This window comes from Burkholderia seminalis DSM 23518 (genome assembly GCF_902832885.1).
Taxonomy (GTDB): Bacteria; Pseudomonadota; Gammaproteobacteria; order Burkholderiales; family Burkholderiaceae; genus Burkholderia; species Burkholderia seminalis.
This window is the reverse complement of record NZ_CADFDK010000004.1, coordinates 468,770-486,062: the sequence shown is the minus strand read 5'-3', so window position 1 is coordinate 486,062 and position 17,293 is coordinate 468,770. Positions and strand designations below refer to the sequence as shown.

Here is a 17,293-nt window from a genome sequence, read left to right as displayed (position 1 = left end):
ATGTCGAAAAACAGGCATTTTACTGTATAGACGATCGGGTGCATCATCCACGCTATCCGTTCATTCGATCCGATTCATCCACCATATGTCACTCGATTCCCGCCAGCTCGCGACGCTCGCGCAGCAATACGGCACCCCGCTGTGGGTGTACGACGCCGACGTCATCCGCGACCGCATTGCCCAACTGCGCCAGTTCGACGTGATCCGCTACGCGCAGAAGGCGAACTCGAACGTCCATATCCTGAAGCTGATGCGCGAGGAAGGCGCGTGCGTCGACGCCGTGTCGCTCGGCGAGATCGAACGCAGCCTCGCGGCGGGCTTCAGCCCGGCCGGCGAACCGGAAGGCGTCGTGTTCACGGCCGACCTGATCGACCGCCCGACGCTCGCGGCCGTACTCAAGCACGGCGTAACCGTCAACGCCGGCTCGCTCGACATGCTCGCGCGCATCGGCGAGCACGCGCCGGGCCACCGCGTGTGGCTGCGCGTCAATCCCGGCTTCGGCCACGGCCACAGCAACAAGACCAACACCGGCGGCCCGCAGAGCAAGCACGGCATCTGGATCGACGACGTGCCGCGCGCGATCGAGATCGTGCGCCAGTACGGGCTGAAGCTCGTCGGCATCCACATGCACATCGGCTCGGGTGTCGACTACGGCCACCTGTCGCAGGTGTGCGATGCGATGGTCGATCTCGTCACGTCGCTCGGCCACGACATCGACGCGATCTCGGCCGGCGGCGGCCTGTCGATCCCGTATCGCGACGGCGAACCGCGCGTCGACGTCGGTCACTACTTCAGCCAGTGGGACGCCGCCCGCAAGCGGATCGAGCGGCACCTCGGCCACCCGGTGCGCATCGAGATCGAACCGGGCCGCTTCCTCGTCGCGGAAGCCGGCACGCTCGTCACCGAAGTGCAGGCCGTGAACCGCCGGCCGAAGCACGATTTCGTGCTGATCGACGCGGGCTTCAACGACCTGATGCGGCCGTCGATGTACGGCAGCTATCACGCGGTGTCCGTGCACGCGCACGACGGCACGCTGCCGGCCGGCCGCCCGGCCGTCGATCTGGCGATCGCGGGCCCGCTGTGCGAATCCGGCGACGTGTTCACGCAGGACGCGGGCGGCGTGGTCACGCACCGCAAGCTGCCGCAGCCGCAGATCGGCGACCTGCTGTTCCTGCACGATGCGGGCGCATACGGCGCGTCGATGTCCTCGAACTACAACAGCCGGCCGCTCGCGCCGGAAGTGCTCGTCGATCACGGCACGCCGCGACTGATCCGGCGCCGGCAAACGATCGAGGAACTGCTCGCGCTCGAGACGTTCGCGTAACGCCGGCAGCGCGGAACGGGGCGCGCGCCCGCGCGCCTCGATCACCCCGCGCGCCGCACGGGCGCCATCTTCGAGAAATACTTCGCACCCGCCACGCAGCCGACCACGACCACCGTCACGACGATCATCGACGGCGGCACCGTTTCGTGCAGCAGGCCGGCCGCCAGCAGGAAACCGAAGAACGGCTGCAGCAACTGCAGCTGGCCGACACCGGCGATCCCGCCGAGCGCGAGCCCGCGATACCAGAACACGAAGCCGATCAGCATGCTGAACAGCGACACGTACGCGAGCCCCCACAACGCGGCGGCATCTACGGCGTCGAACGACGCGGGCCACGTGAACCACGCGAGCGGCCCCATCAGCGGCAGCGACAGCACGAGCGCCCACGAGATCACCTGCCAGCCGCCGAGCTGGCGCGACAGGCGCGCGCCTTCCGCGTAGCCGAGCCCGCACGCGACGATCGCCGCCAGCATCAGCGCATCGCCGACGACCGACGTCTGCCCGCCGTTGCGCAGCGCAAACGCGGCCACCGCGCCGCTGCCGACGATCGAGAAGATCCAGAACGGCAACCGCGGCCGCTCGCCGCCGCGCCATACGCCGAACAACGCGGTTGCCAGCGGCAGCAGGCCGACGAACACGATCGCGTGCGCCGACGTGACATGCTTCAGCGCGAGCGCCGTCAATAACGGAAAACCGACCACGACGCCGAGCGCGACGACGGCCAGCGACACGATCTCGGCATGCGTCGGCCGCCGCTGCTTCAGCACGGCGAGCAGCAGCAGGCCGAGCGCGCCGGCGATCGTCGCCCGCGCGAACGTGAGAAACAGCGGATCGAGCCCCTGCACCGCGATACGCGTCGCAGGCAGCGAGCCACTGAAGATGATCACGCCCAGCAGGCCGCTGAGCCATCCGTCGGTCGTCTTTTGCACGGGAAATCCTGAACGGGAAAAGTAGATCACCGATGATCCGCCGCCCGCGAAAAGCGCGTAAGCTACAGCCCAATACAATCCGGACGAACTGTACTGGACAACCGGCCGTACAGTTCTTTTTTCGCCATGAGCCAGGTCGCCCCGTCTCCCGTTCCGCCCGCGGCGTCGCGTACACGCGTCGAAACCGTGATGGATACCTTGCACGCACGCATCGCGAGCCGCGCGCTGATGCCCGGCGCACGCGTGCCGTCGATCCGGATGATGGCCGACAGTCTGGGGGTATCGAAATCGACGGTCGTCGATGCGTACGAGCGGCTCGCGAGCGAAGGCGTGCTGATTGCGCGGCGCGGTTCGGGCTTCTACGTGTCGGGCCACGCGCCGCCGCTCGCGCTCGCCGATCTCGGCCCGCGCCTCGATCGCGAACTCGATCCGCTGTGGCTGTCGCGCCAGTCGCTCGAAGCGGCGCCGACCTCGGTGAAGCCCGGCTGCGGCTGGCTGCCGTCGTCGTGGCTGCCGGACGAGAGCCTGCGCCGTGCGCTGCGCGCCGTGTCGCGCGACGACGCCGACGCGCTGACCGACTACGCGACGCCGCTCGGCCTGCCCGCGCTGCGCCAGCAGCTCACGTGGCGGCTCGCGCAGCACGGTGTCCATGCAGAGCCCACGCAGATCATGCTGACCGACGGCGGCACGCATGCGCTCGATCTCGTGTGCCGCCTGCTGCTGGAACCCGGCGACACGGTCGTGCTCGACGATCCGTGCTACTTCAATTTCCAGGCGCTGCTGCGCGCGCACCGCGCACGGATCGTCAGCGTCCCGTATACGCCGACCGGCCCCGATCTCGGGCGCTTCGAGCAGGTGCTCGCCGAGCATCGCCCGCGCCTGTACATCACCAACGCGGCGCTGCACAACCCGACCGGCGCGACGCTCGCGCCGCCCGTCGCGCACCGGCTGCTGACGCTCGCGGCCGAGCACGGGCTGCTGATCGTCGAGGACGACATCTTCGCGGATTTCGAAAGCACGCCCGCGCCGCGCCTCGCGGCATTCGACGGGCTGTCGCGCGTCGTGTCGATCGGCAGCTTCTCGAAGACGCTGTCGGCCGCGATCCGCTGCGGCTACGTCGCCGCGCGCCCGGAATGGATCGACGCGCTCGTCGACCTGAAGCTCGCGACGTCGTTCGGCAACGCGCAGATCGGCGCGAACGTGGTGCACCGGCTGCTGATCGACGGCACGTACCGGCGCCATCTCGACAGCCTGCACGCGCGTCTCGCGGATGCGATGGGCGAAACGATCCGGCGCCTCACACGGGCCGGGCTCGGCATCTGGACGGAGCCGCGCGGCGGCCTGTTCGTGTGGGCGGAACTGCCCGCAGGGCTCGATGCCGCGCGCGTGGCGCGCCACGCGCTGGATCACGACGTGGTGCTCGCGCCCGGCAACGTGTTCAGTCCGTCGCACGGCGCGACGTCGTACCTGCGCTTCAACGTATCGCGCTGCAAGGGGCCCGCCGTGTTCGATGCGCTTGCGCGGGCGATGGACGCAACGCGTTCGGCGGCGCACGCGATCGCACGGCCGGTTGCCGGCCCGCGTTGACGGCAGGCGGGCACGCTAAGGGCCGGCCGCCACGATCTCCGCGACGAAATCGACGAACGCCCGCACCTTTGCAGGCGGCAGGTGACGCGACGGATAGTAGGCAAACAGCGGAAACGACTCGCCGCGCCAATCCGCGAGCAGCTCGACGAGCCGCCCCTGCTCGATCAGGCCCGCCACCCCGCTCGCCTTGAAACGCGCGACACCCACACCGGCCAGACACGCGCCGAGCATCGTGCCGGCGTCGTTGACGAGCAGCCGGCCCGCCGTCTTGACCGGCACGCGCTTGCGCCCCAGCCGATAGACCCATTCGAGCGGCTGACCGGTCAGCGTATTGCGCATCTGGATGCACGCATGGCCGGCAAGATCGGCCGGCACCACGGGACGGCCGTGCCGCTTCACGTAAGCGGGCGAAGCGACCGTCAGCGCACGGGTTTCCAGCAGTTTGCGCGCCACCAGCGACGACGAGGGCGGCTCGCCGAACCGCACCGCCACGTCGAATCCGTCGGCGACCAGATCGCCGAGTTGCTCGCGCGCCGCCAGTTCCAGCGACAGATCGGGATGGCGCGCCAGGAACGCCGGAAGATGCGGCGCCAGCATCCGCCGCGAGAAATACGCATCGACGTTCACGCGCAACCTGCCGCGCACGGCGGCGGCCGAACCGGCGGCCAGCGTGAGCGCATCGCCGATGCCGGCAAGCAGCGGGCCGATCTCTTCGTACAGCCGGCGCCCTTCGTCCGTCAGCGTGACCGACCGCGTCGTGCGATCGAGCAGCCGCACGCCGACGCGTGCCTCGAGCCGCCCCACGGCCCGGCTGACCCCGGAGGGCGACAGGCCGAGTGCGTCGGCCGCGCGCGCGAAACTGCCGCTTTCGACGATCGCGGCCAACACGCTCACGTTCGCCAGAATGCGCCCGTCGATACCCATGATTTCACTCATGACTCAAGATCGCCAATCCAATGACATGAATTCGATTCCATCAGGAATCGCCAGTCCCTATCATGCAACCCGATGCATCGCGACGGCAAGTCCGAACGCCGGATGCAGTCCCGGCGCCCGACCGAATCGGTGCGCCCGCTCCCTTCTCGATGAGGATGTCGAACCATGTATGCCATTACCGGTATCACCGGGCAGGTCGGCGGCGCGCTCGCCCGAACGCTGCTCGCCTCCGGCCAAACCGTACGCGCGGTCGCGCGCGCCACACACCGCGCCGCACCGTGGGCCGAGCGCGGTTGCGAGGTCGCGGTTGCCGACATGACCGACGCCGCCGCGCTGACGGCGGCCTTCGCGAACACGGACGGCGTCTTCGTCCTGCTGCCGCCGTGCTTCGATCCGTCTCCGGGGTTCCCCGAAACGCGCGCCGTCATCGATGCCGTCGGCACGGCGTTGCGGGCGGCGCGTCCGCGCAAGGTCGTCTGCCTGTCGACGATCGGCGCGCAGGCGACACAGGTGAATCTGCTGACGCAGTTGACGATGATCGAGCAGGCATTCGCCGATTTGCCGTTGCCCGTCGCGTTCCTGCGTCCCGCGTGGTTCCTCGAGAATGCCGCCTGGGACGTCGCGACCGCCCGGGACACCGGTGTCGTCCACAGTTTTCTCCAGCCGCTCGACAAACCGGTGCCGATGGTGGCGACCGACGACGTCGGCCGGACCGCGGCCGCGCTGCTGCAGGACGAATGGACCGGCACACGCGTCGTCGAGCTCGAAGGGCCTCGCCGCGTCAGCCCGAACGACCTCGCGGCCGCATTTGCCCGCGTGCTCGGGCGCCCGGTGCACGCCGAAGCCGTGCCGCGCGACACATGGGCGGCGCTGTTCGATGCGCAGCACATGCGTTACCCCGAACCTCGCATGCGCATGCTCGACGGCTTCAACGAGGGCTGGATCGATTTCGAGTCGGCGCGCGCGGATGTCGTTCGAGGCGAAATCGACGCCGACGCCGTGCTGCGCCGGCTCGTCGCCCGCGCCGGCGAAGCGTAAACGGAGCGCCGGCGGGCGCGGCGGCCTTGCCGCGCCCGCCGTCAGTTACGCCTCGCCCGCATGCGCCCGCGCGCGCACCTCGGCAAACGTCGTATCGACGAGCAACCGCCCCGTATCGAACACGGTCTCGAGCGCGTCGTCCCACTCGCCTTCCAGCATGCGGTCGTCCCACGCGACGGGCAGCGTCACGGTCCGATACTCGCCGGTGCGCCGATTGCGCAGCAGCGTGAGCCGCCCCTGCTTCGAACGCTTGCCCCGGTCGGTGACCGGATCCTTGCGAACGTCGTGCCACACGCCGCCGCGCCGGACCGCCGAGCACTTCATCGCGAAGCGCTGCGTATCGCGGTTCACCTGCTGCAATAGCGCGCCGCCCATGCCGAACACGACGTTGCCGGCCGCATAGCCCGCGTCGTGAAGCGCCGTCAGGATCGCTTCGATCGACGCCTCGTCGACACCGTCGCCCTGGATCACGCGCACGCGATTCAGCACGCGACGCCCCTTGCCGTTTACGGTCGAACCGAACGACGCGTCGAGCGCGCGCACGGTCTGCAGCACGATCGTCACGGGATCGCCCGAATCCGGCCGCACGACGAGCGTCGCCCCCGAATCGATCACGGCCTGCCGCAGTTCGCCGCCCCACAGATCGAGCGCGGCGAACAGATCGTAGGAATCCGACACGACCGACACGATTGCACCGGGCAACCCGAAGCGGCGGATCATGTTGCGATACGCATCGGCCTCGCCGTCACGGCCCCACGACGTGATCGTGCTGTGCTCGGCGGCCGGCACCGAGTACGCGGCCATCGGCTCGCGATAGAAGCGGTTCGCGGCCAGCACGCCGAGCACCGTGTCCGAGCCCATGAAGTTCACGAGGTGCGCGGCGCCGCCGATCGCGGCCGATTCCGCGCTCGATACACCGCGCGCGCCGAAGTCGTGCAGCTTGAACGGCAGTTGCGCGAGATCGTCGTCGGTCTTTTCGAGGAAGCGGCGAATCGTCTGCCGCAGGTGCCAGCTGCGCGTCGCGACCGTCACCGGATACCAGATGCGCAGCAGCATCGTCTCGAGATAGGACGCAAGCCAGAACACCCGCGGATCGTCGCATTCGACGGTCATCAGCACGTTGTGCACCGGCACCACCGCGCCCTCGGGCACCGCGCGGATCTTCACCGGCAGGTAGCCGTCGTAGCGTTCGACGATGTAACGCCACCCGGCTTCGTTGAACGGCTCGCCGTGTACCGCGAAGAAATCGCGTGCGTCGTCGATCATCGCGGGCGTGACCGGCTTGCATAGATATTCCTTCAGCAGCATCTGCAGGCCGAAGAACACCGTGCGGTCGTATCGGCCGCCGCGCGATTCGACGTACGAGAACATCGCCGACGCATCGGGCGGATACTGCAGGAAGTGGGAAGCCTTGTAGGAATCCGTATTGAGAATCGGATTGGCGAGAACCGCGGCAAAGCCGCCGGGATCGTTTTGCATGGCTAGAGCTCCTCTAGGCCGTTGAAGTGCCGCCGCGTCTGTCGCGGCGGACGGAATGCGGGGAATCAGCGGATCACAGCTTCCCCAGGAAGTGGTACGCGATGTCGAAGTGATCCTCGAACATCACGTTGCGCATCTGCGCGAACTCGTTGAGCGGCACCCAGCGCGCCTTGTCGGCGTCGTCGCTGCCTTTCACGCGCGGCAGCTCGCCGGTCGGGAAGTTGAACAGGCATGCGTGCGTGATCGTGCGGCCGCGCAGCGAGCGTGTCGGATGATCGAATACCTGGCGATCCTTGATCGAGCCGCGCAGCACGGGCTCGGGCAGCTTGAGGCCGGTTTCCTCGCGCAGCTCGCGGATGCAGGCCGCGTCGAGCCGCTCGTCCTGGTTCACGAACCCGCCCGGCAGTGCCCACAGGCCGCGCCCCGGCTCGCTGCGGCGACGCACCAGCAGGATGTGGCCCGAGTGCACGACCACCGCGTCGACCGTCACGAACGTGACGGGATACGGTGCGGCCGCCCACGCCTTGCGATACGCGGCGATGAATTCGGCTTCCGACTTCAGCTGCGCGAATTCCGGCTGCGTGCGAAAGCGCTCGAGCCAGCCGAACACGGGTTCCGGCACGACCCACTGCACGAAGCTGTTGGTGCGTTCGGCGAAATACTGGTCGCGGATCTCGGTGGCGGAAATGTCTTCCGTCGCATCGACGTCGACGAGCTCCCATTGCGGGAACATCCGCAGGTAATACGACGTGGCGTCCTTCTCGTGGCCGATCAGCCCGACCTTGCGCTGCGCGACATCGCCGAGCGTGACGGCCACGGCCTCCTGCACCCAGCGCACCCAGTCGCCGTCGTTGTACGTCGAATCCTGCAGCGGCGCGATCGTCACACGGTCGCGCTCGGACGCGTCGAGCAGCGAAGCCAGCATCTGCCGGCGCTCGTCGAACGAAAACGGATCCTTGATGGTGCGGGGCTTGTCGGTCGACCCGATCAGCACGCACACGCGCTCGGCCCGGCTCAGTGCCGACTTCAGCACGTTCAGGTGACCACGATGCGGAGGCTGGAAACGACCAATGAAAACGAGCGCGTCGAAGCGCCGGTTCTGTTGCGTACTCATGAGGCTCCCTCAAGAGATTGAAACGCTCCGGGTCTGTCCCGAAGGGTTGGAATGAATCCTAGGGGAAATCCCGAGGTGCGTCAATCACACGCAGTCGAGCGCATGCTCGACTTGACGAAGTATGACGAAACGCAAGTTATTGGCGAGGTACACTCGATTGCATCCCAATCCACGCCTTCGCGCCCGCCATCATGAGGATCTCAGTCAGCCGGACCGTCGGCGTCGATCGCAGGCGCCTCTTCACGTGGTCGCAGGATTATGCGCGGCGGCTCGTGTGGGACAGCTTCCTCACCGACGCCTACCTGCTCGACGGGACCACGGCCAACGTGGGTGTCGACGCATTCTGCCGCAGCCAGTCGGGCGCGACGATGGTGTCGCGCTACATCTCGTACCGTCCGCCGCAGGTCGCCGCCGTCGAAATGGTCGAAGGGCCGAAGGTGCTCGAACGCTTCAGCGGCAGCTGGAACTTCACCGAACACACGCCCGGGTCGACCGAGGTGAAGTTCACGTACAACTTCCGCGCGCAGCCGTCCTGGCTGCGCTGGCTGCTCGAACCGCTGATCGGTGCGTTCTATCTCGTGCAGACGCGCCGGCGTCTCGATTCGTTCAAGCGCTGGGCCGAAGCCGAAGCGCTGCCGCACTGACCGCGGGAGCCGCGCCCGCGCCCTGTCACGGTATCGACACGAACACGATCCGGGGAGCCCGATAGCCCGAACCGCGTGCGGCAACGTCACATGACGGCCGCGTGACAGCCGTCGGCCAACCTGATGAGGAGATGATCGTGTTCGGCATTTGCGTTGTTCTCACGCCGGCCGCGACCCTGTACAGCGTGTCGACGTTCCGGTTCGACCGCTAGCGCGTCACGAACGCTTCGGTGCCCGATTCGCGGCGCAACGTCACTTCCATTCCGGTCAGCCATCCTGACGATTTCAGGATCGGGCGCGCGATCGCGTACAGGCGGTCGGCGCTGGCGCCATGGAAATACAGGTAACCGTCGTTGCCGTCGCGATGGAGCTCGGTCTCGCCGAGTTCACCGGCCCCCGCCCGCCGCACCGCGCGATCGAGCCGTTGCTCGAGCCGGTGAAGGCGCGCGTCGTCCCTCGCGTCGTAGTCGAAGTGGATCATCACGACCGGCCCGGGCGGTTTTGGCGGCGACTTGTGCGGCAACGTTGCCAACAAAGCAGGCCAGGCAGATCGATGCGGTCATTCCGGTTCTTTTGAGCATGTCGATAACGGTTGGGCAACGCCCTTTCAGGTCAACGCCCCGCCACGCGCCACCTGCTGACGGACCTGCGCGTGCGTGCCGAGCGCCGCGGCGATCGCGTCGACGGCTTCGGCCGCGCGCGCCGCGCCGCACATGAACGCGTCGACGGCCGCGAAGCGATGCTCGGGCCACGTATGGATCGTGATGTGCGATTCGGCGAGCAGCACGACCCCCGTCACGCCGTGCGCGCCGCCGAAGTGATGGAAATGCGCGCCGATCACGCGCGCGCCGGCCCGTTGCGCGGCGTCGGTGAGGATCGCTTCGAGCCGTGCCGCGTCGCGCAGCAACGCCGCGTCGGCGCCGGCCAGGTCGGCCAGCACGTGCGAGCCGAGCGTCGCGCGTGGCGGCTCGATCCCGTCGCGCGCGGTCATTTGTGCGACCCGTACGACGAGTAGCCGCTGCGGGCCGACGAACTGCCCCAGCCGCTGCCGCCCGACCCGCTGCCGCCGATCGATGCGCAGCTGAACAGCGTGACGACGATCAGGCCGTAAATGCCGTAGAGGATGTACCGGATCACGACTTGCCCCCGTCCGACGCAAAACCCTTCCACAGCCATTCCGGCAGCCACAGCACCAGCAGGCCGATCAGCACGTAGACGGTACGGCCGCTGAACGCGAACAGCGATCCCATGTTGAAGATCACGAGCAATGCGCTGAACACCCACGGCAGCGGCGCGAAACTGTGCGGACCCTTTCCGCCGAACAGGCCCGTCGATACGGCCGCGCCTGAAGCGGCCGCCGCCGCCGTCGCCAGCGTCGGCGTACCGAAACGTTCGGCAAGCGCGCTGCCCGACAGCGGCCGTGCGCGCGACCAGACGATTTCCGCGTCGCTGCGCTCGCGCGTCAGCTTGTCCTTCTGCCAGCCATAGTCGACGATCGACGTGCGATCGCCCACCTGCACGCGCCAGTTGAACGCACCGACCACGTAGACGACCTCCGAGTCGTAGGCCTCGCGCAGCCGGTAGGTCTTGCCGCCGTCGATCACGTCGGACTCGCCGCCGATCGTCGGCCATTGGTCGAGCACCTGCACGCGCTCCCAGCGCCCTTCGCTCTGCACGAGCCACAGGAAGCCGCGCTTCAGGTTCAGCAGCAGGTATTCGTCCCAGGTCTCGGCGTCGCCCGGCACGCGGCACCGCATCATGCCGATCACCGTGTACTTCACGCCGTCGAACGTGCCGATCGCGCCGAGTTCCAGCGCGCCCTTCACCGCATCGAGCTTGCGCTGCGCGGCGAACACGGTCTGCTGCTCGGCCGTGCATTGCACGCCCGCGTGGCAACTGCCGCACACGACGTAGTCGGCCACGTTCGGCAGATACGTCAGCGGCGCGCCGCAGCTCGGGCACGCGAACGGCACCATCTCCGCGCCGCGCTTCTCGCGCGTGTCGTGTTCGGTATCGCGCAGCCCGGTGAATGCGAGCGCATCGAATTCCAGCGCTTCGCCCGTATAGACGGCCGGACTGCCGCCGTTCGAATCGGCGTCGGAATAGTCGTAGGTCGCGAATGCATTGCCGGTCCGCAGGTCGACGACGCGCGCCTCCCAGCCGGCGTCGACGCGAAACGGCAATTCGCCGTCGCCGCCCGTGCAACGCGCGGTACGCACGTCGGACACGAGATACGCCCGGCCGCCGTGGTCGATCCGCATGCCCGGCTCGAGCGTGCCGAACGCGGGCCACGCGCCGCCGGATGCATCGTCGGGCTCGCGCACCGTGACCGCGTACTGGCCCGACGCATCCGACAGCCAGCCGAACGCGCCGTCGTCGAACACGACGTACCACTCGCTCCACGCGCCGGCGTCGTAGGTCATCTGGATGCGGCCGAGCACCGTGAACGCACGTTTGCCGTAGCGCCCGGCCGTACCGATCTGGATCGGCGACGCATCGTCGATCACGGTAGCCAGCTCGCCGATCCGCTCGACGTCGGCGCCGCGCTTGAGCAGCGTGCTGCGGCAGAACGCGCAGACGGCCATCACGGCCGCCGCCGAGCGAAACTCGACCGGCGCGCCGCACTGGGGGCACGAGGTACTGAACATGCGCGATGCTTACCGGGTGAGCTTCGCGAGGATCTCGGCCTTCGCGCGCGAATATTCGTCTTCGGTCACGAGGCCCTTGTCGAACAGCGCCTTCAGCTGCTCGAGCCGCTGCACGTAGTCGGTGCCCTCTGCCGGCGCGGCGGCGGGCGCGGGCGGCGCGGCCGGCGCCGGTTGCGCGGCGCCCGCGATCTGGCCGGCCATCGCCTGCCCGATCGCCGCGCCGGCGGCCAGGCCCGCACCGACCCCGGCGAGGCCGCCCGGGTTCTGCGCGGCGAGCGGAATCGCCTGCGCCGTCTGGTATTGCGTGGCGCGTGCGAGATCGCCGGCCATCCCCGCGCCGATCCGCAGGTCGAGCGCCTTCTGCAGCTCGGCCGGCAGCGACACGCTTTCCACCGCGAACGCGTCGAGCGCGAGCCCGTAGCGCGTGAACACCGGCACCAGCGCCTCGGCCACGCGCTGCGACAGCAGCGACTGGTTCGCGGCCATGTCGACGAACGGCACGTCGGCCGAGCCGAACGTCGTGCTCATCGCGGTGACGACCAGGTTGCGCAACTGCTGCTCGAGATCGTCGACCGTGTACTGCGCACGCGTGCCGCTCACCTCGCGGTGGAACGCGGCCGCGTCGACGATCCGGTACGAGTAGATCCCGAACGCACGCAGTTGCACGAAGCCGAACTCGCGATCGCGGATCGTCACCGGCTGCGCGGTGCCCCAGCGACGGCCGAGCTGCAAGCGCGTGCTGAAGAAGTAGACATCGGACTTGAAAGGAGATTGAAAGAACTTGTCCCAGTTCTTCAGGTACGTCAGCACCGGCAGCGTATTCGTTTCCAGCGTGTACAACCCCGGCTGGAACACGTCGGCCACCTTGCCTTCGTTGACGAAGATCGCGACCTGCGTTTCGCGCACGGTCAGCTTGCCGCCGTACTGGATCTCCTGGTCTTCCATCGGGTAGCGCCAGGCCAGCACGCCGTCGGTGTCTTCCGTCCATTGCAGGACGTCGATGAACTGCTTGCGGATGAATGAACCCAGACTCATGTCGGTCTCCTCGGACGCGTGGCGCGTCAGGTCAGGCAGGCGGCATTGATGATGCCGACGACGAGCGACGCGGTGCCCATCAGGCCGCCCATCGCGATGTTGCGATCCTCGATCGCATGATTCATGCCGGGCATCAGGCGCGTCAGCGCCGCATAGGTGATCAGTTGCACGATCATCGCGCCAACGGCCCAGACCACGACTTCGCCAAGCGTCGAGTTGTGCGCGATGCTGGATGCGAGCGTCAGACAGAAACCGATCAGCGCGCCGCCGAACGACAGCGTCGCGGCCGCGTTGCCGTCGCGGATCAGCGCCAGTTCGTCGAACGGGGTGACCTTCAGGTACACTGCCGCGAACACAAGAAGCAGCACGAACGCCGACAGTAAATGAACCGCATAGAGATAGGCACTATTCATTCTTTCCCTCGGATTTTGTGCTCGGTTCGCCGCCCCGTCGCCGGCCGGCCCGCGCGGGGCCAGCGGTCAAAATTCCGCGCCAGTATATCCACATTGCCGATCGCTGCACAACGGACGCGCCATGCTGCATAAGCGCGCGCTCGTCCTGTCGATTCTCGTGCTCGCGTCGTGCGGGCTCGGCTACGAACTGATCAGCAGCGCGCTGTCGAGCTACCTGCTCGGCGATTCGATCCTGCAGTTCTCGTCGGTGATCGGCTGCTACCTGTTCGCGATGGGGATCGGCTCGTGGCTCGCGAAGTTCGTCGAGGACGACGACGTGCTCGACCGCTTCGTCGATATCGAGCTGCTCGTCGGCCTGCTCGGCGGCGTATCGGCCGCGCTGCTGTTCGCGGTATTCGCGTGGCTCGCCGCGCCGTTCCGCGCGGCGCTCTACGCGCTCGTGCTCGCGCTCGGCCTGCTGATCGGGATGGAGATCCCGCTCGTGATGCGTGCGTTCCAGCAGCGGCGCCAGGCGTTCCGTCATACCGTCAGCGAAGTGCTGACCTTCGACTACCTCGGCTCGCTTGCCGTGTCGCTGATCTTCCCGCTCGTGCTCGCGCCGCGCCTCGGCCTGCTGCGCACGAGCTTCCTGTTCGGCCTCCTGAACGCATGCGTCGCGCTGTGGACGACACACCTGTTCCGCGACGAGATCCGCAACGTGCGCGGCAAGCTGATGCGCGCGTCGCTCGTGATCGGGCTGCTCGTCGCCGGCTTCGCCCTGTCGGACCGCATCACGCACTGGGCCGAGCACGGCGTGTACGGCGACGAGACGATCTATTCGGAAACGACGCCGTACCAGCGCATCGTGCTCACGCAGTGGCACGACGACCTGCGGCTGTACCTGAACGGCAACCTGCAGTTCTCGTCGCGCGACGAGCATCGCTATCACGAAGCGCTGATCCATCCGGCGATCGAGGCGCTGCCGTGGGCGAAGCGCGTGCTCGTGCTCGGCGGCGGCGACGGGCTCGCCGTGCGCGAACTGCTCAAGCATCGCAACCTCGAACAGATCACGCTCGTCGATCTCGACCCCGCGATGACGAAACTGTTCTCGACGTCCGCGCCGCTCGTCAGGCTGAACCAGGGCTCGCTGAAGGATCCGCGCGTGCGCGTGATCAACGACGATGCGGTACGCTGGCTCGAATCGAACGCCGACGTGTACGACGCGATCGTCGTCGACTTTCCCGATCCGACCAACTTCGGGCTCGGCCGCCTGTATTCGGTGCCGGTGTTCCGCCTGCTTGCGCGCCACCTGTCGGAGAACGGCTATGCGGTGATCCAGTCGACGTCGCCGTACTTCGCGCCGCACGCGTACTGGACCATCATCGCGACCCTGCACGAAGCCGGGCTCAACACGTGGCCGTACCACTGCTACGTGCCGTCGTTCGGCGACTGGGGCTTCGTGATCGCCGGCAAGCGCCGCGACTTCACGGTGCCGACGCGTTACTCGGTGCCGACCCGCTGGCTCGATGCGCAGACGGCCGCCGAGATGTTCCACTTCCCGGCCGACATGCCGGCGCTGCCGATGTCGCCGAACGAACTCAACGACCAGCCGCTCGTGCGCCGCTTCGACGACGACTGGAAACACGTGCTGCGCTGATGGACCGCCGCACGTTCCTCCTTGCGTCGGCGGCCGCGTCGCTCGCCGCATGCGGCCGCACCGGCTGGATCGAGACGACGCCGCGCGTCGGCTACCCCGGCATGCGCGAAGGCCACGCGTTGCGCGATCATGCCGCGCTGCCGCCGCCGTCGGGCACGATCGACACGGATGTCGCGATCCTCGGTGCCGGCGCGGCCGGACTGTCGTGCGCATGGCAGCTCGCCCGCGCGGGCCACAAGCGCTTCACGGTGCTCGCGGGGCCCGAATTCGGCGGCAATGCGGCCGGCGGGCGCTTCGGCGAACTCGGCTACCCCAAAGGCGCGCACTACCTGCCGTTGCCGTCGCTCGAATCCACGCACCTGCGCGACATGCTCGCCGATCTCGGCGTGATCGAATCCGCGCCGTTCTCCGCCCGCCCGGTGTACGACGAACGCGCGCTCGTCCATGCGCCGGACGAGCGGCTCTTCATCGCCGGCCAGTGGCAGGACGGCATCGTGCCGACCGCCGGCCTCGACCCCGACGCGCTCGCGCAGCAGGCGAAGTTCTTCGCGTACACGGACGGCCTGCGCACCGCGCGCGGCGCCGACGGCCGCAAGGTGTTCTGCATCCCGCTCGCGGAATCGTCGCGCGACCCGCGCTGGCGCGCGCTCGACCGGCGGTCGTTCCGCCAGTGGCTGCTCGACGAGGGCTACACCGCGAAGGCGCTGCACTGGTACCTGAACTACTGCTGCCGCGACGACTACGGCGCGGGCTACGAGCATGTATCGGCCTGGGCCGGCCTCCACTATTTCTCGTCGCGCGGCGGCCATGCGGGCGATGCGGGCGACGGCGCGGTGCTGACCTGGCCCGACGGGCTGCACACGATGGTGACGAAGCTGGGCGATTCGATCACCGCACGCACCGGCTCGAACGCGTGGTCGCGGGAAGGGTTCGCGGTGCGCGCGACCGAGCGCGCGGGCGGCGTCGACGTGCTGTGCGCGCGCCTCGGCGAGCACGGCACGCTGTCGACGTTCACGCTGAAAGCGCGGCGCGTCGTCTGCGCGATGCCGCTGTTCGTCGCGGCGCGCGTGTTTCCGCAGCTTGCCGCGTATGGCTTCGAACCCGCGCGCGACCTGCCGCCGCGCGCGCCCTGGCTCGTCTCCAACTTCCTGCTCGACGGCATGCCGGCCGAAGAAGCCGGCGTGCCGCTCGCGTGGGACAACGTCGTCTACGACGGCGCGGCGCTCGGCTATGTCGTGTCGACCCACCAGCTGATCCGGATGTCGCCGCCGACGCGTTCGGTGTTCTCCGCCTATCAGGCGTTGAGTACACAAACGCCGGACGACACGCGCCGCTGGCTTGCCGACGCCAAGCCTGACGCGTTGCGCGAACAGGCCGCGATCGACCTGCAGGCCGTCTACGGGCGCGAACTCTGGAAGCATGCGACGGCACTGGAAATCACCGTGCGTGGCCATGCGATGGCGATACCCGACGTCGGCTTCCTGAGCCGGCCGGGCCTGCTCGCGCTGCGCGACGCCGACGGCCCCGTCGTGTTCGCGCATGCCGACCTGTCCGGGCTGTCGTTGTTCGAGGAAGCGTCGTACTGGGGCATGCTCGCGGCCCGGCGCATGCTCGCCTGACCACCGTCGTCCGTCATTGCGGTACCGCCGCCAAACGCTATAATCGCGCGACATTCCGACTGCATCGAGCAGGCCGACGGTGCCGCACCGTGCGACGCACCGTATGCCCTCCGCGACAACAACAATGACGAACCGAATCCATCGACGCCTTCGCCCGTTCGTGCGCGCCGCCGCGCGCGTGCTCGCGTGCGTCCCGCTGCTCGGCGCGCCGCCCGCGCTGCATGCGGCCGGCACCGCAGGCACCACCGGCACCGAGGCGGCCTCCGGGCGCTACATCGTCGTCGACACCGGCCATACGCCCGCGCACCCCGGCTCCACCGGTGCGAGCGGCCGCGTCGAATACCTGTACAACCTCGACCTGTCCGGCGCGGTCGCCGACAGGCTCGCCGCGCACGGCGACCGCGTGCTGCGCACGTCGGCCGACGGCCGCGAGATCAAGCTCGATCAACGCTCGACGCAGGCGCCGGATGCGAACCTGTTCGTGTCGATCCATCACGACTCGATGCAGCAGCAGTTCATCGACGCGGGCCGGCAGCGCGAATTCCGCGGCTTCTCGGTGTTCGTGTCGGAACGCAATCCGCGCTACGCGGAAAGCCTGCGTTGCGCGAAGGCGATCGCCGAACACCTGGTCGCGGCCGGCGAACGGCCGTCGCTGTATCACGCGCAGCCGATCCGCGGCGAAAACCGCCCGCTGATCGACCCGTCACTCGGCATCCACCGCTTCGACGATCTCGTCGTGCTGCGCACCGCGCCGATTCCGGCCGTGCTCGTCGAAGCCGGCGTGATCGTCAATCCGGACGAAGAGGCACGGCTCGCGCGTCGCGAGACGATCCAGCGCCTGTCCGCCGCGATCGCGGGCGGGATCGACGCGTGCACGACGCCGCAATAAAC

General features: G+C 68.3%; 17 protein-coding genes. 7 read left to right on the top strand and 10 right to left on the bottom strand.

Annotated features, from left to right (window positions below; translation table 11 throughout):
* The first annotated feature begins 85 nt into the window (after positions 1-85).
* Positions 86-1,324 (top strand): diaminopimelate decarboxylase, encoded by a 1,239-nt coding sequence (gene lysA / locus HWX00_RS16340; protein ID WP_175028961.1) that lies wholly within the window; start codon positions 86-88, stop codon positions 1,322-1,324.
* A gap of 41 nt (positions 1,325-1,365) precedes the next feature.
* Here lysA and HWX00_RS16335 read toward each other — a convergent pair whose 3' ends face one another.
* Complete coding sequence (locus HWX00_RS16335) at positions 1,366-2,253, bottom strand: DMT family transporter (protein ID WP_175028960.1); 888 nt, start codon at positions 2,251-2,253, stop codon at positions 1,366-1,368.
* 126 nt (positions 2,254-2,379) lie between these two features.
* Here HWX00_RS16335 and HWX00_RS16330 point away from each other — a divergent pair, with 126 nt between their 5' ends.
* Complete coding sequence (locus tag HWX00_RS16330) at positions 2,380-3,840, top strand: aminotransferase-like domain-containing protein (protein WP_175028959.1); 1,461 nt, start codon at positions 2,380-2,382, stop codon at positions 3,838-3,840.
* Positions 3,841-3,855: 15 nt separating this feature from the next.
* Here the strand turns inward: HWX00_RS16330 and HWX00_RS16325 are convergent, their stop codons facing one another.
* On the bottom strand, positions 3,856-4,764 hold the full coding sequence (locus tag HWX00_RS16325) for a LysR family transcriptional regulator (protein WP_034189518.1): 909 nt from the start codon (positions 4,762-4,764) through the stop codon (positions 3,856-3,858).
* Positions 4,765-4,941: 177 nt separating this feature from the next.
* Here HWX00_RS16325 and HWX00_RS16320 point away from each other — a divergent pair, with 177 nt between their 5' ends.
* On the top strand, positions 4,942-5,814 hold the full coding sequence (locus HWX00_RS16320) for an NmrA family NAD(P)-binding protein (RefSeq protein ID WP_175028958.1): 873 nt from the start codon (positions 4,942-4,944) through the stop codon (positions 5,812-5,814).
* 45 nt (positions 5,815-5,859) lie between these two features.
* Here the strand turns inward: HWX00_RS16320 and HWX00_RS16315 are convergent, their stop codons facing one another.
* Complete coding sequence (locus tag HWX00_RS16315) at positions 5,860-7,293, bottom strand: nicotinate phosphoribosyltransferase (RefSeq protein WP_175028957.1); 1,434 nt, start codon at positions 7,291-7,293, stop codon at positions 5,860-5,862.
* Positions 7,294-7,366: 73 nt separating this feature from the next.
* The gene (locus HWX00_RS16310; RefSeq protein ID WP_175028956.1) at positions 7,367-8,407 is read right to left on the bottom strand and encodes a bifunctional nicotinamide-nucleotide adenylyltransferase/Nudix hydroxylase; all 1,041 of its coding nucleotides are present in this window, start codon (positions 8,405-8,407) and stop codon (positions 7,367-7,369) included.
* Positions 8,408-8,598: 191 nt separating this feature from the next.
* Here HWX00_RS16310 and HWX00_RS16305 point away from each other — a divergent pair, with 191 nt between their 5' ends.
* Positions 8,599-9,051, top strand: a complete 453-nt coding sequence (locus HWX00_RS16305) for a type II toxin-antitoxin system RatA family toxin (protein WP_034189375.1) — start codon at positions 8,599-8,601, stop codon at positions 9,049-9,051.
* Between the two features lie 208 nt (positions 9,052-9,259).
* On the opposite strand, the gene HWX00_RS16300 is transcribed toward HWX00_RS16305, so the two are convergent.
* The 6 genes from HWX00_RS16300 to HWX00_RS16275 all read right to left on the bottom strand — a co-directional run bounded on the left by HWX00_RS16300 (position 9,260) and on the right by HWX00_RS16275 (position 13,147).
* On the bottom strand, positions 9,260-9,532 hold the full coding sequence (locus HWX00_RS16300) for a hypothetical protein (RefSeq protein WP_226194131.1): 273 nt from the start codon (positions 9,530-9,532) through the stop codon (positions 9,260-9,262).
* A gap of 126 nt (positions 9,533-9,658) precedes the next feature.
* Positions 9,659-10,042 carry an adenosylmethionine decarboxylase gene (speD, locus tag HWX00_RS16295; protein ID WP_049035595.1) on the bottom strand — a complete coding sequence of 128 codons (384 nt, stop codon included), beginning with the start codon at positions 10,040-10,042 and terminating at the stop codon, positions 9,659-9,661.
* Complete coding sequence (locus HWX00_RS16290) at positions 10,039-10,188, bottom strand: hypothetical protein (RefSeq protein ID WP_155291822.1); 150 nt, start codon at positions 10,186-10,188, stop codon at positions 10,039-10,041. Before HWX00_RS16290 ends, speD begins: the two co-directional genes overlap by 4 nt.
* Positions 10,185-11,699 (bottom strand): DUF4178 domain-containing protein, encoded by a 1,515-nt coding sequence (locus tag HWX00_RS16285; RefSeq protein ID WP_175028954.1) that lies wholly within the window; start codon positions 11,697-11,699, stop codon positions 10,185-10,187. The genes HWX00_RS16290 and HWX00_RS16285 overlap by 4 nt, the downstream gene beginning before the upstream one ends.
* Positions 11,700-11,708: 9 nt before the next feature.
* Positions 11,709-12,734: an SPFH domain-containing protein gene (locus HWX00_RS16280; RefSeq protein WP_175868122.1), complete on the bottom strand. Its 1,026-nt coding sequence runs from the start codon at positions 12,732-12,734 to the stop codon at positions 11,709-11,711.
* 26 nt (positions 12,735-12,760) lie between these two features.
* Positions 12,761-13,147 carry a DUF350 domain-containing protein gene (locus HWX00_RS16275; protein WP_034189370.1) on the bottom strand — a complete coding sequence of 129 codons (387 nt, stop codon included), beginning with the start codon at positions 13,145-13,147 and terminating at the stop codon, positions 12,761-12,763.
* A gap of 121 nt (positions 13,148-13,268) precedes the next feature.
* On the opposite strand from HWX00_RS16275, the gene HWX00_RS16270 reads away from it, so the two are divergent.
* The 3 genes from HWX00_RS16270 (at position 13,269) to HWX00_RS16260 (ending at position 17,291) form a co-directional block, all read left to right on the top strand.
* Positions 13,269-14,783: a polyamine aminopropyltransferase gene (locus tag HWX00_RS16270; protein WP_049033466.1), complete on the top strand. Its 1,515-nt coding sequence runs from the start codon at positions 13,269-13,271 to the stop codon at positions 14,781-14,783.
* Positions 14,783-16,402 carry an FAD-dependent oxidoreductase gene (locus tag HWX00_RS16265; protein WP_175028631.1) on the top strand — a complete coding sequence of 540 codons (1,620 nt, stop codon included), beginning with the start codon at positions 14,783-14,785 and terminating at the stop codon, positions 16,400-16,402. The genes HWX00_RS16270 and HWX00_RS16265 overlap by 1 nt, the downstream gene beginning before the upstream one ends.
* A 124-nt stretch (positions 16,403-16,526) precedes the next feature.
* Positions 16,527-17,291, top strand: coding sequence for an N-acetylmuramoyl-L-alanine amidase family protein (locus HWX00_RS16260; RefSeq protein ID WP_175028632.1), 765 nt, complete (start codon positions 16,527-16,529; stop codon positions 17,289-17,291).
* Positions 17,292-17,293: the final 2 nt, after the last annotated feature.

Bases quoted from the DNA above. Each gene is read 5' to 3' on its own strand.
- lysA (WP_175028961.1), top strand. From the start codon at position 86: ATGTCACTCGATTCCCGCCAGCTCGCGACGCTCGCGCAGCAATACGGC.
- HWX00_RS16330 (WP_175028959.1), top strand. From the start codon at position 2,380: ATGAGCCAGGTCGCCCCGTCTCCCGTTCCGCCCGCGGCGTCGCGTACA.
- HWX00_RS16325 (WP_034189518.1), bottom strand. From the start codon at position 4,764: ATGGGTATCGACGGGCGCATTCTGGCGAACGTGAGCGTGTTGGCCGCG.
- HWX00_RS16320 (WP_175028958.1), top strand. From the start codon at position 4,942: ATGTATGCCATTACCGGTATCACCGGGCAGGTCGGCGGCGCGCTCGCC.
- HWX00_RS16315 (WP_175028957.1), bottom strand. From the start codon at position 7,293: ATGCAAAACGATCCCGGCGGCTTTGCCGCGGTTCTCGCCAATCCGATT.
- HWX00_RS16310 (WP_175028956.1), bottom strand. From the start codon at position 8,407: ATGAGTACGCAACAGAACCGGCGCTTCGACGCGCTCGTTTTCATTGGT.
- HWX00_RS16305 (WP_034189375.1), top strand. From the start codon at position 8,599: ATGAGGATCTCAGTCAGCCGGACCGTCGGCGTCGATCGCAGGCGCCTC.
- HWX00_RS16300 (WP_226194131.1), bottom strand. From the start codon at position 9,532: ATGATCCACTTCGACTACGACGCGAGGGACGACGCGCGCCTTCACCGG.
- speD (WP_049035595.1), bottom strand. From the start codon at position 10,042: ATGACCGCGCGCGACGGGATCGAGCCGCCACGCGCGACGCTCGGCTCG.
- HWX00_RS16285 (WP_175028954.1), bottom strand. From the start codon at position 11,699: ATGTTCAGTACCTCGTGCCCCCAGTGCGGCGCGCCGGTCGAGTTTCGC.
- HWX00_RS16280 (WP_175868122.1), bottom strand. From the start codon at position 12,734: ATGAGTCTGGGTTCATTCATCCGCAAGCAGTTCATCGACGTCCTGCAA.
- HWX00_RS16275 (WP_034189370.1), bottom strand. From the start codon at position 13,147: ATGAATAGTGCCTATCTCTATGCGGTTCATTTACTGTCGGCGTTCGTG.
- HWX00_RS16270 (WP_049033466.1), top strand. From the start codon at position 13,269: ATGCTGCATAAGCGCGCGCTCGTCCTGTCGATTCTCGTGCTCGCGTCG.
- HWX00_RS16265 (WP_175028631.1), top strand. From the start codon at position 14,783: ATGGACCGCCGCACGTTCCTCCTTGCGTCGGCGGCCGCGTCGCTCGCC.
- HWX00_RS16260 (WP_175028632.1), top strand. From the start codon at position 16,527: ATGACGAACCGAATCCATCGACGCCTTCGCCCGTTCGTGCGCGCCGCC.